Origin of the sequence: Streptomyces sp. (assembly GCF_035644915.1) — a bacterium.
Lineage (GTDB): Bacteria > Actinomycetota > Actinomycetes > Streptomycetales > Streptomycetaceae > Streptomyces.
Map to the genome: position 1 here is coordinate 1 of NZ_DASQNP010000010.1, position 16,009 is coordinate 16,009.

The 16,009-nt window shown below is 76.0% G+C and carries 11 protein-coding genes and 1 pseudogene; 3 read left to right on the top strand and 9 right to left on the bottom strand.

Features of this window, described 5'->3' with window-relative positions; translation table 11 throughout:
- The 5 genes and pseudogenes from VE546_RS01715 to VE546_RS01735 all read right to left on the bottom strand — a co-directional run.
- Nucleotides 1-313: pseudogene (locus VE546_RS01715) on the bottom strand (phage tail sheath family protein); the annotation flags it as partial.
- A gap of 145 nt (nucleotides 314-458) precedes the next feature.
- Nucleotides 459-2,708, bottom strand: coding sequence for an ATP-binding protein (locus VE546_RS01720; protein WP_414720373.1), 2,250 nt, complete (start codon nucleotides 2,706-2,708; stop codon nucleotides 459-461).
- Nucleotides 2,705-3,442 (bottom strand): DUF4255 domain-containing protein, encoded by a 738-nt coding sequence (locus VE546_RS01725; RefSeq protein WP_324917097.1) that lies wholly within the window; start codon nucleotides 3,440-3,442, stop codon nucleotides 2,705-2,707. The genes VE546_RS01720 and VE546_RS01725 overlap by 4 nt, the downstream gene beginning before the upstream one ends.
- Before the next feature lie 15 nt (nucleotides 3,443-3,457).
- Entirely contained in the window at nucleotides 3,458-6,640 is a 3,183-nt protein-coding gene (locus tag VE546_RS01730; RefSeq protein WP_324917099.1) for a hypothetical protein, read from the bottom strand.
- 162 nt (nucleotides 6,641-6,802) lie between these two features.
- Nucleotides 6,803-7,426, bottom strand: a complete 624-nt coding sequence (locus VE546_RS01735; protein WP_324917102.1) for a response regulator transcription factor — start codon at nucleotides 7,424-7,426, stop codon at nucleotides 6,803-6,805.
- Between the two features lie 227 nt (nucleotides 7,427-7,653).
- On the opposite strand from VE546_RS01735, the gene VE546_RS01740 reads away from it, so the two are divergent.
- On the top strand, nucleotides 7,654-9,018 hold the full coding sequence (locus VE546_RS01740) for a hydrolytic protein (protein ID WP_324917105.1): 1,365 nt from the start codon (nucleotides 7,654-7,656) through the stop codon (nucleotides 9,016-9,018).
- A gap of 25 nt (nucleotides 9,019-9,043) precedes the next feature.
- Here VE546_RS01740 and VE546_RS01745 read toward each other — a convergent pair whose 3' ends face one another.
- The 4 genes from VE546_RS01745 to VE546_RS01760 form a co-directional block, all read right to left on the bottom strand.
- On the bottom strand, nucleotides 9,044-9,436 hold the full coding sequence (locus VE546_RS01745; protein WP_324917107.1) for a DUF4280 domain-containing protein: 393 nt from the start codon (nucleotides 9,434-9,436) through the stop codon (nucleotides 9,044-9,046).
- Nucleotides 9,433-9,612 carry a hypothetical protein gene (locus tag VE546_RS01750; protein ID WP_324917110.1) on the bottom strand — a complete coding sequence of 60 codons (180 nt, stop codon included), beginning with the start codon at nucleotides 9,610-9,612 and terminating at the stop codon, nucleotides 9,433-9,435. The genes VE546_RS01745 and VE546_RS01750 overlap by 4 nt, the downstream gene beginning before the upstream one ends.
- Before the next feature lie 180 nt (nucleotides 9,613-9,792).
- Nucleotides 9,793-10,911 carry a glycosyltransferase family 4 protein gene (locus VE546_RS01755; RefSeq protein WP_324917113.1) on the bottom strand — a complete coding sequence of 373 codons (1,119 nt, stop codon included), beginning with the start codon at nucleotides 10,909-10,911 and terminating at the stop codon, nucleotides 9,793-9,795.
- A 285-nt stretch (nucleotides 10,912-11,196) separates the two neighbouring features.
- On the bottom strand, nucleotides 11,197-13,287 hold the full coding sequence (locus VE546_RS01760) for a glycogen debranching N-terminal domain-containing protein (RefSeq protein ID WP_324917116.1): 2,091 nt from the start codon (nucleotides 13,285-13,287) through the stop codon (nucleotides 11,197-11,199).
- A 276-nt stretch (nucleotides 13,288-13,563) separates the two neighbouring features.
- Between VE546_RS01760 and nhaA the strand changes: the two genes are divergently transcribed.
- On the top strand, nucleotides 13,564-15,447 hold the full coding sequence (nhaA, locus tag VE546_RS01765) for a Na+/H+ antiporter NhaA (protein ID WP_324917119.1): 1,884 nt from the start codon (nucleotides 13,564-13,566) through the stop codon (nucleotides 15,445-15,447).
- 144 nt (nucleotides 15,448-15,591) lie between these two features.
- Nucleotides 15,592-15,996 (top strand): SSI family serine proteinase inhibitor, encoded by a 405-nt coding sequence (locus VE546_RS01770; protein WP_324917122.1) that lies wholly within the window; start codon nucleotides 15,592-15,594, stop codon nucleotides 15,994-15,996.
- Nucleotides 15,997-16,009 lie beyond the last annotated feature (13 nt).

The window sequence follows — 16,009 nt, forward strand, 5'->3', positions numbered from 1 at the left end:
TCCGGCTCCCGGCCGCCTTGGCGCCCTCCCCGCCGTCCGCCCCGTCGGTCCGGTCGCCGACCCGGACGACGTAGGCGATGCCGCCGCCGTTGGCGAAGAACCCGTAGACCGAGTGGGCCAGGTAGGAGCCGTCGACGAAGGCGCCGAAGGTCTGGGTGAACTGACTCCAGTTCGTCACCAGGGTCGGCGTGTGGAAGGGGCCCTTCTCGGCGAAGCCCACGAAGGCCGCGACGGAGGTCCCGACCGACTCGATCGGACGGGGCCCGCCCGGCACCTCCTCCACGTAGACGCCGGGCGACAGATACGACGGCATTCCTGCTCCTCCTCCGGGGCGACTCCGGTCGCTTGGCAGCCTCGCTCACGCGCGCGGCCGGGGGATACGGCCGCTGGGCACCGGTGGAGGGCAGCGAGGAGTGCCCGAAGGGGCACGCCACCCGGCCCTCGGCACCGGGGGCGCGTCACCCGCCGGCCTGCGGTCCGACCGGGTACGGGGCGAACTCGCCCGCCAGGACCAGCCGCCCGAGCTTGCGGTACTCGCGCTGCACGGCGACCACCAGGTCGGCCGTGCACAGGGGCCGGCCGGCCTCCGCGGCCCGGTAGGCGGCGGTCACCGCGCAGGCCCGGATCGATCCGCCGGCCAGCTCGAAGCGGGCGCAGTACTCCAGGTCGAGGTCGTCGGCACGGGGTACCTCCGCCCCCAGGCAGCGGTCCCACAGCGACCGGCGCCGGCCGGCGTCCGGCAGGGGGAAGTCCACGATCACGTCGAGCCGGCGGGTGAACGCCTCGTCGAGGTTGGCGCGCAGGTTGGTGGTGAGCACGGCGATCCCGTCGAAGGACTCCATCCGCTGGAGCAGGTAGGCGCTCTCGATGTTGGCGTAGCGGTCGTGGGCGTCGTTGACCTCGGAGCGCTTGCCGAAGACGGCGTCCGCCTCGTCGAAGAGCAGCACCCCGTTGACCCCGGCCGCCTCGGTGAAGATGCGTTCGAGGTTCTTCTCCGTCTCGCCGACGTACTTGTCCACCACCGACGACAGGTCCACCACGTACAGGTCGAGGCCGAGGTCGGCCGCGACCACTTCGGCGGACATGGTCTTGCCGGTGCCGGAGTCGCCGGCGAAGAGCGCCATCACCCCCCGGCCCCGGCCGCCGCCCGGGCGCATCCGCCAGTCCCCCAGCACCCGGTCGCGGTGCCGGGCGCGCAGCGCCAGCTCGCCGAGCTGCGCGGCGGTGTCGTCCGGCAGCACCAGGTCGTCCCAGCCGACGGCCGGCTCCACACGGCGTGCCAGCCGTTCCAGCCCGGCGGCGTTCTGCGCCCGTACCCCGGCCCGCAGGTGGTGTGCCGTGACCGGTCCGGCGCCCTCCGCCAGCGCCTGCCGGCGCGCGACGCGTGCGGCCCGGCGGATCTGGCCGGGGTCCAGCAGGAAGGGGGCGAGCGCCGCGGCCGGTTCGACGCCGGGGGCGAGGTCCGCGCCGTCCAGCGCCTCCCGCCACAGTGCCGCGCGGTCGCCGGCGGTGAGCCGGGGCGCCGTCAGCAGCAGGGGGCCGTCCTCGGCCCACAGCGGATCCCACCCGCACCGGCCGGACAGCAGGACGGGAACGGGCAGGCCGGCCAGTGCGCGCAGCAGCCGGTCCGGTGCCGGTGCCCCGTCCCTCCGGAGGGCGTCGACGGGACCGGCCACCACTCCGGCCCCGAGCAGCCGGGCTTCCCTGGCCAGCGCGCGCAGCGCCTCCTCGGGGGCCGGTCCGGCGGCCAGCGCCGCGAGGTCGAGACCGAGGGCGGGGCGGCCGCAGGCGGCCAGTGCCGCGGCGGCGAGGGAGGCCGCGCAGCCGCCGGCCCGCTCCCGCAGGTACACCAGCCGGACACCGGCCCGCAGCGCCTCGCCCAGCCGGATGGCCTGCCGCGACGGCGGTACGGCCGGCGGTGCGCCCGACTGTGCGCCCGACTGTGCGGTCGGTGGTGCGGCCGGTGGTGTGAGCAGCCCGCGCAGCCGGGGGTCCGGCGTGTCGTCGCCCAGCAGGTGCGCGGTCACCCGGTCGGGCACCCGCAGCGGGCGGGAGAGGAAGGGCCGGTCGGTCTCCTCGACCAGCAGCAGCCCGCCGTCCACCAGGGGCGCGCCCGGGGCGAGCCTGGACCGGGCCCCGGCGTGCAGGGGTCCGGCGCCGACCAGTTCCAGGGCGAGCCCGACGCCGGCCCGGCGCCGGGTGACGTCGTCGTTGAGGTAGCCGTACAGCTTCTCGAAGCGGCCGTCGGCGTCCGGGAGCAGGGCGATCAGCAGGAGTTCGACGTCGAGCGGCGCCAGCGCGAAGTTGCGGGCCAGGGCGCGCAGGGGCAGGTGCGCCCCGGCCGCCTCGGCCTCGTCCGCACGGGCCTCGGCCTCCGCCTCCGTCTCCGCCGCCGCCCCGGGACCGGGCCGGACCGGGTCGGCGGGCGGCGGCGGAGCCGGGGGCTCGGCGAGGATCCGGTCCACGGCCTCCTCCGACAGGTACAGCCCCCGGAGGGGGTCGTCCGGCCGGGGGTCCCCGCGGCGACGGACCTCGACGGCGTGCCGGACCCGCTGCTCGGTCGCCCGCAGCCGGGCGGCGAGGTGGAGCCGTCCCGCCGACCGGTCCCCGACGGGGTCCGGCGCGGGGACGCCCGGCCCGGGCGCGCCCGACCGCCCGGCGTCCCCGGCCGCCTCCGGCCGCGGCCGGTCACGGATGGGGGCGGTCACCGGGGCACCGGCCCGGGCGGCGGGCGGCGCGCGGCCTCGCCGCGCACCCTGCGTACCCCGACGGGGACGGCGGTGCCGGCAGCGGTGTCGCCCGGCTCCGTCCGGTCGCCCTCGTAGCGGGGGCGGCGCACCTCGCTGGGCCGTGGCGCGTCGGCGGGCCCCCCGGAGGCGTCCACGGCGCGCACCAGCAGCGCGTCGGTCACCGGTGGAGCGGCCACCCGGCGGCCCGTGGCCAGCGGAGCGGTGACGACCAGGTCCAGGGACGGCTTCAGCTCCCCGCCGAGCGCGTTCCACACGTCGGCCGGCGCCCGTCCGTCCTCCGGCGGCAGGGCGATGGTGCAGGGGACGGCAAGGCCCAGCGCCGCCAGGGAGCCCGTCAGGCGGCCGGCGGGCAGCACCGTGTGGCCCAGCATCCCCGCGAGCAGCACCGACAGCAGCCGGTGTTCGTCCTGGGGCCGCTTGGTCCAGGCGGTGGCGAGGTAGGACAGGGCGAACCAGCGGGGCGGCCCGTGGAACGCGACCGCCGTCCCGTCCGGGCCGTACTCGGGTGTCCGGCCCTGCTGCCGGTGGGCGACCGACTCGCGGATGTCGTAGAGGAACAGGTTGACGGTCGGTGCGTTGCGCCGGGCCGCCCACTCCCTGGTGGGCGCCTCGAAGACGACCTCCACGCCGGTGCCGGCCAGGACGTCGTCGGTGAGCAGGGCCTGCAGGGCCTCGTCCACCTCGTGGATCACGCGGTGCCGCCTCCCTCAGAAGTCCCGGCTGTCGAACAACGGCGGGTCCGGCGTCTGGTCCACCACCAGGAACGGCGTGGTCACCGGGGAGAAGGCGGCAGGTCCGCCCCGGCGGGCGCCGGCGGCGGTGATGGTGCGGCGGCCGAGCGCGTCGTTGGGCAGGATCAGCATCTGCGCCGTGAAGGTGCCGTCGGCCGCCGGGACCACCGGCCGGGCCGCGGCGGTGACGCCGGGCTTCCAGGTGAGCCGTACCGGCACCCCGGGCGGGAAGTCCCTGCCGCGCACGCTGGTGACGAAGCCGGGGGCGCCGACGGGGGGCACCGCCACGATGCGCGGCCGCAGCACCCGGACGGACACCTCCGTACGGTTGTTGGCCGACGCGGCGTCGGTTCCGGTGGTGGTGAGCGTTCCGGAGAAGCGCAGGGTTCCGGCGGCGCGGGGGGTGAGGACCACCCGGAGCACGGTCGACGCCCCCGGGGCCAGCTCGCCGACCGGGCACCGCAGGGCCGCGTCGCACCCCGCGGGCCCGCGGGAGACGGGGACCCCGGGCGGGAGCGCCAGTTGGACCCGCACGCCCGTCGCCGGGCGTCCGCCGCGGTTGGTCAGCCGGTAGGTGGCCGTGACCCGGCCGCCGACGTACGCGGGGTCGGGGGTGACCGTGACCCGCAGCGCCGGGTCGGCCGCCGGCCGCCCCGGCCCGGGCGGGGCCGTGGGCCCGGGCGGCGCGCTGGGCCGGGGGACCGAGGTCGGGGTGGGGTCGGGCGGCGCGCTCGGGGAGGGGCCGGGGGGCGTGCTCGGGGCGGTGGGGCTCGGGGACGGGCCCGGCTCCGCGACCTCCACGTCGGCGCGGCCCCGGTTGTCGGACTCGTCGGGGTCGGGCAGCCCGCCGCCGACCGTCCAGGTGACGGGGAAGGAGCCGGGGGCCGTGCCCGAGACGGTCAGGTCCACCCGCACCACCCGGTCGGGCGCCAGGGTGCCCAGGGCGCAGCGCAGGTCCTCGGTGCAGCTTCCGGCGTCCGGCCGTGCGGCGGCCGGCCGCAGGCCGTCGGGGACGGTGATCGTCAGCACGGTGTCGGGCACGGCCGCCGGTCCCCGGTTGGTGACGGTCAGGGTGAGGACCCCGGTGCCGCCCACGGTGACCGGACCGGGCGGGGTCGCCAGTTCGGTGCCCAGGTCGGAGGTGCGCTGCCAGGTGGGCGCGACCTGCTGCCCGTCGTCGCCCGCGATGCCGCGGAAGCGCGTCCCCGTGATGCGCTGCGCCGCGCCGGTGGCCGGGTCCACCAGCGCGATGTACCGGCGGACGGCGTCGGGGTCGTGGGCGGTGGCGGACGCCTGGACCTCGCCGTTGGCGGCGATCCGGCCGCCGTCCGGGGACCAGGCGGGGTGGGAGCAGCGGCCGGGGCCGGTCCCGCCGGAGCGGCACAGGTCCTGCGGGTCCGGGACGGTCCTCGGACCGGTGCCGTCCGCGCCGACCAGGCCGAGGCGTCCGTCGGCGACCAGCACCAGGGTGGAGCCGTCGGGCGCGTACGACGCGTGGCTGTCCCTGTTCCGGTCGCCCCGCGGGTCGTCCAGCGCGGTGAGGTCCCGCTGCCCGCTGCCGTCGGCCGCCACGGCCGTCCAGAGGTGGGTGGTCGTCCCCTCGCCGCCGAGGTCGCGGCGGGTGAAGACGAGGGTGCCGCCGTCCGGGGAGTACGCGGCCCGGCTGTCGGAGTCGGTGCTGGGGGAGTCGATCCGGTAGACCTGCCGCCCCGTGGCCACCTCGACCACCGCGACCTCGTCGTCGGGGCGGCAGGGCAGGCAGGATCTGGTGAGGGCGATCCTGGTGCCGTCCGGGGACCAGGCGGGGAAGCCGGTGCTGGCCGTCGACGGGGTGGCCTCGTCGGGCAGCGGCCGGGCGTCGGTGCCGTCGGCGTCGGCGATCCACACCCGGCTGCGCCTGGTGCCGGTCTCGTAGTCGACGCGGGTGAAGGCGATGGAGCGGCCGTCCGGCGAGTACTGCTGGCTCACGTCGGAGAGGTCGTAGCCGTGGGCGCGGTCCTGGTTGAGGTCGCGCAGCGGCACCTGGAGGTCCCGCGGGTCCGAGCCGTCGGGGAGCACGTCCATCAGGTCCATCGTCGCGGCGGTCCGGGCGGTGGTGCGGGTGACCAGCAGCCGGGCGCCGCCCTCGGCCGCCGCGTACCAGACGGGGCCGGCGACCCGCCGGTCCTCCGCCAGCCGCAGGTGCGGCGTCCCCACGGCGCCCCCGGCACCGAACTCGACGGTGTAGACGCGGTCCAGCGCGTCGGACCCGTACCCGTCCGGCCGCGTGTGGCTGACGAACGCCACGGTGGTGCCGTCCGGCGACCAGCTTCCCTGGCGGGAGTCCCGTCCGGGCAGCAGTTCCTCCCCGGTGGTGCCGAGCGACCCGGCGGAGGGGATCCACTTGAGCCGTGCGGGTTCGCCGCCCTCGCTGCTGGGGTGGTGGCAGGTGAAGAGGATGCGGTCGTGCTCCGGGACCGGGTCCCAGGACGGCTGGGTGCTCCCGATCACCTCGGTCCTGGCCGCCTCCTCGTCGATGGGGTCGTCGGTGAGCTGGGTGATGCCGCCGCCCGCGGCGGAGACGCGGTAGATCTGCCAGCCGCCGTCGGTGCCGCGCCTGCCGCTGAACGCCAGCCGGCCGCCGTCCGGCGACCAGGTGGGCCAGGTGTTCTCCCCCCTGCCGTCGGTCAGCCGCCGCGGGGAGGTGCCGTCGGCGTTCACCACCCAGATGTCCCGGCCGCCGTCCGCGCGGCCCGTCGAGGCCGCGAAGGCCACCCGCCGGCCGTCGGGCGACAGCACCGGGTGCTGCACGCCCTCGGCGTCGTCGGTGAGCCGGACGACCGGGCCGTCACCCCGCCTGAGGTGGACCTGCGGGCGCACCGAGTCGCGCAGGCTGGTCCACACGACCGTGTCGCCCCGCACCGAGACCTCGTCGTCGAAGTGCTGCGGCCCGCCGGGGAAGAAGGGCTCGCTGCGCTCGGTGTTCCCGGGGTCCACCGTGCCGATGCTGCGGTGCAGGGTCCCGCCGTAGGCGACCCTGCCCTGAGCGGCGGCGCCGTCCGGGTCGGCGGAGGCGGGCGTGCCGCGCAGTTGTACGAGCACGGTGCCCGTGACGACGAGCAGCAGCGCCAGGACGGCGGCGCAGAGCCTGCCGCCCGGCCCGCGGTCGAGAGGACGCACCAACTGAGATCCCATCGGGGGGACGGGGAGCACCCGCCTGCGGTCGGTTCGCCGCCCATCCTCGGTGCCGCCCGCCCCGCGCGCCCCGGCCGACGGGACGGGACCGGGGGAAGAAGCCGCTGCCCGTTCGGGCAGGCCGGGTCCGGCGGGCCCCGCGACCGGTCAGATCAGCCCCTCGCGGATGGCGTACGCCACGGCGTGCGAGCGGTTGCGCAACTGGAGCCGGCTGGTGATGTCGTGCAGGACGTTCTTGACGGTGCGCTCCGAGTAGGCCAGGTGCTGGGCGATCTCCCGGGTGCCGTACCCCTCCGCCACCAGCCTGAGCACCTCGATCTCCCGGGAGTGGAGGCCCGAGAAGGATATGCCGCGCGGGTCCAGGACCTGGCGCTGCAACCGGCCCATCTGCTCCAGCAGCCGTCCCAGCAGGTCCGCGGGCATGCTGCCCTCGCCGCGCGCCGCCGAGGCGATCGCCCGGGCGAGGTTGGCCGGGGTGGCCTCGCGGCGCCGCTCCAGCCCCACCACCCCGCACTCGACGGCGGTGGCCAGCCCCGTGTCGTCCACCCGCGAGACCACCAGGACCAGCGGGGACGCGGTGGTGCGGCGCAGCCGGCGCAGCAGCGCCACCGTCCGCTCGTCGACGGTGTCCGCCACCACGAGCAGGACCGCGGCGCGGTCCTGCTCCTCCGGGTCCAGGACCCGGAGTTCGGGGCGGGTCCGTAACTGGCTGACGACGCCCGACTGCGAGATCGGGTCATCGGCGTGGACGTAGACGGCGACGCGCTCCACGGGGCTCCTCGGGGAAGACGGGTGCGAAGACGGGATGCACGGACAGATGCACGGACACGGGACGGGGCATCCCGGGAGGCGCGGCCCGGTACGGCGCCGGCCGCACCCAGTGTGCGGGACGGGTCTTTCCAGGGGCCTAACAGCGGCCTAACAGGCCGCGGATCTGCCCGAAGTGGTTCCCTTTCCGGCCGTGTGGACCGCCGGCCGGCTGCCTACAGTCGGCAACCATGAGTGCCACCGCCCATGTGGACCCCTCCTCCGCGTCCGTCGCCCCGGGCGACGAGCAGCACGTCGTCCTGCGCGTGCGCAACAGCGGGGACATCGTCGAGTCCTACCGGCTCACCGTCGTCGGCGACGCCTCGGACTGGACCACCGTGGAGCCCGAGACCCTCTCGCTGTACCCGGGGACCGAGGGGAGCGCGACCCTGGCCTTCCGGCCGCCGCGGTCCTCCACGGTCCGCGCCGGGGAACTGCCGTACGCGGTCCGCGTACTGCCCTCGGAGCGTCCCGACGGGGTGGTGGTCCCCGAGGGCGTGGTCGAGGTGCTGCCGTTCCACGAACTGGACGCGGAGGTGGTGCCGCCCCAGCGGAAGCGGCGGCTGCGGGCCCGTTTCCAGGTGCGCGTGGCGAACCTCGGGAACACGCCGGTCCCGGTGCGGCTCGCCGCCGACGAGGCGTCGGAGGAGGTGGAACACACCCTCTCCACCGAGACGCTCACCCTCGAACCCGGCGAGGAGACCCACGTCGACCTGGTCGTCCGGCCGCGCAAACTGCTCTGGTTCGGCACGGCCGTGCAGCACCCGTTCGAGGTGCGGGCCCGGCGGGACGGCGACGGCGACGAGCCCCCGGCCGTCCCCAGCGGGACGTACGTCCAGCAGCCGATCCTGCCGTACTGGCTGCTGGCCCTGCTCGCGCTGCTCATCGCGCTGCTCGTCCTGTGGTTCACGCTGGTCCTCCCCACCGTCCGCTCGGCCGCGCGGGAACAGGCCGACGCCGCCATCGAGGAGGCCACGAACGCCTCGTCCCTGCCGTCGTCGCCCGCGTCCGGCGGCGCGGACCGGCAGGGCGCCGGTCCCGGCGGGCAGCCGGGCGGCGACGGGGACTCCGCCGGACCCGGCGGTGACCGGGGGGCGGACGGCGGCACCGGGCAGAACGGCGGTGCCGGGCAGAACGGCGGCACCGGCGGGAGCGCCCGGGGCGGCGGGGGAGGGGACGAGTTCGCCACCGTGCTGGAGACCAGCGTCTCCCCGGGCGGGAGCGACACCGAGGTCTTCCGGGTGCCGGACGACCGGCTGCTGCTGATCACCGACATCGTCGCCAGCGCGCCGCAGGGCGACACCGGCACCCTGCGGGTCTCCATCGACGACAGGACGGTCATCTCGCTGGCGCTGGAGAACTTCCGCAACCACGACAACCACTGGGTGACGCCCGTGGAGGCCCCGCCGGGGAGCACCATCGTGATGGAGGTGACCTGCCGCAAACCGGGGAACCCCCCGAACGCCCCCGCGCCCGGGACCTGCGCCGGGTCGGTCTTCGTCAACGGCGCCTCGGTCCCGGCCCCCTCGGGATCGCCGTCGGCCCGCGGCCGCTGACGGCCGCCGGCGGCTCCCGGACCGGCTAGCCCGCGACGTGGACGGTCCGCTGGCCCGCGTCGAGGACCGTGATCACGCCCGCCCAGCGGCACAGGCAGGTCGAGGAGGCGGTGAGCGCGGGCACCCGGCCGACCAGCACGGTCGGGGAGCCCGGCGTCCAGGGGGCGGCGACCGCCGGGACGCAGGGCGCCGGGGTCGGCACCCCCGCCGCCGCGGCGGTGGCCGCCGCCACCGCGGGATTCAGTTGGCTGGCGCACAGGCCGAACGGGGGGATGTTCACCGCCGTCCGGACGTCCTGGACGGTGGCGACCGGCCTCCCCGCGGAGGTGGTGGTACGGGGCGGCACGGCCAGGGGCGCCGGAGCGGCCCCGAACGAGCACCTCAGCGTCGCCCCCGCGACGACGAGCGTTCTCCTCACCGGGGCCTCCCGGGGGTCGGTTCGGGGACGACGACGGCGCCGGCGGGGGACGGGCCCTCCCCGGCGGCCGCCACCGGGCCGGACCCGGGCGGGGGCAGCGGCCGTGCGGCGCGGTCGCGCGCGCCGTCCCCCTCTTCCTGTTCCTCCTGCCGCTCCCGCCGTTCGTGTGCGCGCATGCCTCTCCCTTCCGCGGACACCGCCCCCAGGACTGATCGCCCCCAGGACTACGCGACGGGGCGGCGGGAGGGGAGGGGCGACGGGGCAGCGCCGGGGGCAGACCCGCCTGCACGGGGCGGTCGCCCCGGTGCGCCGGCCCCGCCGTCGCGGGAGGGGCCGGCGCACCGGGGAGCGGGGCGTCAGGCCACCGGCAGCATGTCCGCGTCCACCGCGCTGGCCAGGGGACCGCCGGGCTCCGCCGGCACCGCCGCGCGCACGCCGGCGCCCGCGGCGATCGCGCGGCGGTAGACCGCCTCGTAGCCGGCGGCCATGATCTCCGGGCGGAACCGCTCCTCGACGCTCTTGCGGCACAGCGCCGGGTCGAGGTCCCCCACCGCCTCCAGGGCCTGGGGAAGCTCGGCGGGATCGTCGCGCACCAGGCCCGTCGCGCCGTCCGTCACGACCTCGGGCACCGACCCCCGGCGGAGGGTGACGACCGGGGTGCCGCAGGCCATGGCCTCGATCATCACCATGCCGAAGGGCTCCTCCCACTGCAGGGGGAACAGCAGGCAGCGGGCCCTGGCCAGCAGCTCCTTCTTGCGCTCGCCGCCGACCTCGCCCAGCCACTCCACGCCGGGCCCCAGGCGCGGCTTGATCTCGGCCTCGAAGTAGGCGTGTTCCGCCGGCTCGCTGCACTTGGCGGCCAGACGGATCTCCCGGCCGGCCGCGCGCGCGGCGTCGATCGCCAGGTGCATGCCCTTGTCGGGGGTGCAGCGGCCGAGGAAGAGGACCCAGTCCTCCTTGTCCGGCCGGAAGGGGAAGTCCTCCGGGCGGAGGGCGTTGTGGACGGTGCCGCACCAGTTGAGGTCGGGCGCCGGACGCCGCTGGGCCTCCGAGATGGCCACCAGGTGCACGCTGTCGCCCAGGTTCCGGTAGTAGTCCCCCGGCTCCCCGTCGACCGGCCCGTGGACGGTGACCACCGTCGGGACGCCCCGGCCGCGGGCCAGCAGCGGCCCGGCCAGCGAGTGGTCGTGGACCACGTCGACGTCGAGGTCCGCCAGGATCCGCCCGGCCGCCGCGGCGTGCAGCACCTCCGGGAGCGGCTCGCCCAGCCGCGGCCCCTGCGGCACGTCGTAGGTGCGCACCATGCGCGCGCGGGTTCCGTTGCGGCCGGCCGCGATCAGGGTCACCCGGTGTCCGCGCGCGATCAGCGCGTCGACCAGGTCGGCGCACATGGCCTCGATGCCTCCGTAGCCACGCGGGGGCAGGTCGAACCACGGCGGGGCGACCATCGCGATGTGAAGCGGCCGGTTGCTCATGCGACTCCTCTCCTTTGCTCGCGTCGGCGGTCCTGGGCAGGGCGGGATGTCCCCGCGGGGTGTGCGCGCCCGCGGAGACCTCTCGACGGCGGGACGCGCCGACCCCTCGGGACGACGGTGAACGGCCCCGGGCCGCTCGGCCCGGGGATGACGGGACAGGTGAAAGGACAGGTAGAGGGACAGGTGACGAGGCAGGCGAAGGGACGGCGGGCCGGACCGGGCGCGGCCGCGCGGGCCGCGGAAGGAGGCGCGGGAGCGCCGCCGGGGGACGGCCGGGAGAGGGCGTCAGCCCCCGATCGCCGTGCACGGGCACGGCTTGTCCGTCAGCTCCACCCCGGCCGGCAGCCCGTCCACGTCCAGCCGGCCCTCGCGCAGCTCGACGCGGACCCGCGCGTCGCCGAGCGGCAGGTCCTCCACGCGCAGCGGTCCGAAGCGCGGCGGCAGCGCCGGGGCGACGCGCAGCCGCCCGTGCGGCAGGCACGCCTCGGCCCCCAGGAGCACCCTCATCAGGTGCAGCGGGGTGGCGGAGGCCCACGCCTGCGGCGAGCACGACGCCGGATACGGCACCGGCCGGTCGTACTCGGCGCGGTCGAAGCCGCACAGCAGCTCCGGCAGCCGCCCGCCGAAGGCCGCCGCCGCGTCGAGCACGGCCTCGGCCACGCGCCCGGCGTGCTCGGTGAAGCCGTAGCGCATCAGCCCGGCGGCCGCGATGCCGCTGTCGTGCGGCCACACCGAGCCGTTGTGGTAGCTCATCGGGTTGTACGAGGCCATGGAGGTGGCCAGGGTCCGCACCCCCCAGCCGCTGAACAGCTCGGGCGACAGCAGCCTCTCGGCGACGAGCGGCGCCTTGTCGGCGTCCACGATGCCGGTCCACAGGCAGTGGCCCATGTTGGAGGCCAGGGAGTCGACGGGCTGCTTGGCGCCGTCCAGCGCCATCGCGTACCAGCCCCGGTCCGGCAGCCAGAAGCGCTCGTTGAACCGGCGCTTGAGGTCGCCCGCCCTGGCCCGCCAGCGCGCGGCGCCCTCGGCGTCCCCGGCGTCCTCGGCCAGCAGGGCGCGGGCCAGGTAGGCCGCGTAGACGTAGCCCTGCACCTCGGCCAGGGCGATCGGCGGCTCCGCGATCCGGCCGTCGGCGCTGTTGACGCCGTCCCAGGAGTCCTTCCACCCCTGGTTGACCAGGCCGCGGTCGGTGGCGCGCCGGTACTCCACGAACCCGTCGCCGTCGCGGTCCCCGTACCGCTCGATCCACTCCAGCGCCCGGTCGGCGTGCGGCAGGAGGGCCCGTACGGCGGCCGGGTCGGCGCCCCAGCGCCGCAGCTCGCCCAGGAGGACCACGAACAGGGGAGTGGCGTCGACGGTCCCGTAGTAGACGTTGCCGCCCAGCACCAGCGAGGCGTCCACGCCGAAGCGCAGCTCGTGCGGGATGCGGCCGGGTTCCTCCTCGGTCATCGGGTCCACCCGGCGGCCCTGGTAGCGGGCGAGGACCTGGGCGGTGCCCAGGGCCAGTTGCGGATCGGTCGGCAGCGACATCAGCGCGGTGAGGATCGAGTCCCGTCCGAACAGCGCCATGAACCACGGCGCGCCGGCCGCCACCACCGGGGTGTCCGGCAGCTCCGGGTCGAAGATGCGCAGCGCGCCCAGGTCCCGGCGGCTGCGGCGCAGCGTCGCCGCCAGCGACTCGTCGCCCACCGACGCCTTGGGCCCGGTCTCCAGCCACGCGGTGTTGCGCACCACCGGCCCGGCCTGCTCCACCGGACGCTCCAGCGGGAAGGACGTGGGCGTCTCGACCCCGTCCACCACCGGGGTCACCAGGATGGACTTCTGCCAGGTGCCGCGCGGGGGGACGACGGCCCGGAAGGTGAGCGAGCCCGGCGCGCTGATCGCGCCCTCGGCGGCGAGGCGGACCCCGCGGCTCTGCCCCCGCCACTGGCGCGACAGCACCAGCGCCCCGTCACCGTGCTCCACCCCGTGCTGGCCCTGGAGGCGGACCCGGCCCTCCTTCACTTCGAACAGGTCGGCGAAGTCGGCCTCCACCCGGAGGGTGAGCACGCAGGCGGCGGCCTCGTTGCCCAGGTTGCGCAGCACCACGTCCTCGCGCATGCCGGCGCCGACGAACCTGCGGCGCTCGACCAGGACGGTGGCCTCCGCCTGGCCCGGCCGGGGACGGGCGCGGCCGAGGAAGACCGCCCGGTACGGCTCGGGGACCGTCACCGACAGCGGATCGATCTCCTCGTCGTCCAGCCGGAGCTGCCAGGACGACAGGATGCGGGTGTCGCGGTAGAAGACGCCCTGGGGCGTCCCGGGGACGATGTCACCACCCGGCTCGGACAGACAGAACGACGAACCCTCGATGAGCGTGACCGCGCCGGTGTCCACCCGCGCGGACTCCCCTGCGAAAGTCCATCCCTCCGCCATCGATCACCCTCCCACACGGTCGAACGTGGAAAGCCGAACGCGAAAAGCCCACAGGGAAAAGAGAGACCGCAGTGTCTCCCGGTGTCCTCACGGACACCCGAGACGATCGCCATCTTTATAAGTCGACACGCAAGTTTTCTGCAAGATCGCCGGCAGCGGAACGGCGCGGGGGACGCTGAGGGGCGGCGGCCGGGCGCATACCGGGCGGATTGCATCGAACGGGTGGAGAATTGCCGGATGAGTGTGTCCCCGGAGAATCCGGACCTGTCCGGCCAGACGGAGCGCGGCGGCACGGGGTCCGCGCTGCGCGAGTTCCTGCGCACCGAGACCGGCAGCGCCGCCGTCCTGGTGGCGGCGGCCCTCGCCGCGCTCGGCTGGGCCAACCTCGCCCCCTCGTCGTACGAGGAGTTCTGGCACACCCACCTCTCGGTGCGGCTGGGCACGGAGGGGGTGTCGCTGGAGCTGCGCGAATGGGTCAACAGCGGCCTGATGGCGGTGTTCTTCTTCGTCGTCGGCCTGGAGGCGCGCCGCGAGTTCGACATGGGAGAGCTGCGCGAGCGCAGCAGGATCACGCTGCCGATGCTGGCCGGCGTCAGCGGCATGCTCGTCCCCGTCGGGATCTACCTCGCCGTCAACGCGGGCCGGGACTCGGCGTACGGCTGGGGCATCGCGATGTCCACGGACACCGCGGTCGCGCTCGGCGCGCTCGCCCTGCTGGGCAGGCGCATGCCGCCGGGCCTGCGGGTCTTCATCCTCACGGTGGCCGTCGTCGACGACTTCCTGGCGCTCGCCGTCATCACCGTCGCCTACAGCGAGGAGGTCTCCGCGACGCCGCTGCTGGCGGCCGTCGCCGCCTTCGGCGTGATCCTGCTGATGCGCGCGGTCGGCGTGAGCCGGGGCGCGGTGTACGCGCTGCCCGCGGTGGTGGCGTGGTGGGCGCTGCTGGAGTCCGGGGTGGACCCGGTGGTCACCGGCCTGGCCGTGGGCATGCTGACCTACGCGTACCCGGCGGCGCGCGACGACCTGGAACGCGCCAGCGGCCTGTTCCGGCTGTTCCGCGAACAGCCGACGGCGGAGCTCGAACGGTCCGTGCGGCTCGGTCTCGCCTCGGCGATCTCCCCGAACGACCGTCTCCAGCAGATGTTCCACCCCTGGACCAGCTATGCCGTCGTGCCGCTGTTCGCCCTCGCCAACGCCGGCATCGTCCTGGGCGGCGAGCAGCTCTCCCAGGCGTTCACCTCGCCCGTCACCCTGGGCATCCTCTTCGGCTACCTGCTGGGCAAGCCACTGGGCATCCTCGGCGCCTCGGCGCTGGCCACCCGGCTGAGCCGCGGACGGCTGCGCCCCTCGGTCGGCTGGGGCTCCGTCGCGGTCGGCGGCACCGTCGCCGGAGTGGGTTTCACGGTGTCCCTGCTGATCGCGGCCATCGCCTTCGACGGTGCCCGGCTGGAGGAGGCGAAGATCGGCATCCTCAGCGCGGTGGTCTGCTCCGCCGCCGCCACCTGGCTGGTCGCCCGGGTCATCGGCACCCTCCCCAAGTACATGCGGCTGCGGTCCCTGCACGGCCGGTCCGAGGAGATCGTCGACCTCGCCGAGCCCGTCGACCCGGAACGCGACCACATACGGGGCCCCCACCGGGCGCCGGTGACGGTCGTGGAGTACGGCGACTTCGAGTGCCCCTACTGCGGGCAGGCCGAGCCCGTCGTCCGCGAGCTGCTGGCGGACTTCGGGGACGTCCGCTACGTCTGGCGGCACTTCCCCCTCACCGACGTCCACCTCCACGCCCAGCTCGCCGCCGAGGCGGCCGAGGCGGCCGCCGCGCAGGGCCGCTTCTGGGAGATGCACGACCTGCTGTTCGCCCACCAGGACGCACTGCGCCTCTCCGACCTGCACGGATACGCCCAGGAGCTGGGCTTGGACACCGACCGGTTCCACCGTGACATGAGGGAGCGCGCGGGCGCCGGCCGCGTCACCGAGGACGTCGAGTCCGCCGACCTCAGCGGTGTGTCGGGCACCCCGACCTTCTTCGTCAACGGACGCAGGCACCAGGGCGCCTACGACATCGACGGCCTCTCCGCCGCCGTGCGGATCGCACGGGAACGCGCCGCCGTGGCCCCGTAGGACCCGGCCGCCGGCGGCGGCCCGGCTCCGGCCGGGGGAATCGCATCGGCCGGCCGGGGGACGGCGGCGGCGCGGCTGCTTGCCGGTGCCGCCCCGGTGCGGTGGCCTGACCGCGCAATCGTGTCCAGCCACCAGGAGGCCCGAATGTTCCCGCGCCCCCGTGCCACCGCCGCCGCGGCCGTCGCCGCGCTCCTCGTCCTCGCCCCGGCCTCCACCGCCCGGGCCGGGATCCTCGCGGCGGAGGAGCCCCACGGCGAACTCTTCCTGACCGTCTCCGACCCCGAGGACACCTGGACCCGCGGGGTGATGCTGACCTGCCCGGACAACGGCGGCCCCCACCCCCGCGCGGCCGAGGCGTGCACCGCCCTGGACCGGGCCGGAGGCGAGATGCGCGCCCTGTCCGGCCGCGAGCGGAACTGCACCCTGGAACACGAGCCGGTGGTCGCCACCGCCACGGGCACCTGGCGGGGCGGCTCGATCCGCTGGCAGGGGGAGTACCCCAACACCTGCGCCCTGCTCAAGCAGACCGGGGTCGTCTTCGACTTCTGAGGCCTCCGGCCTT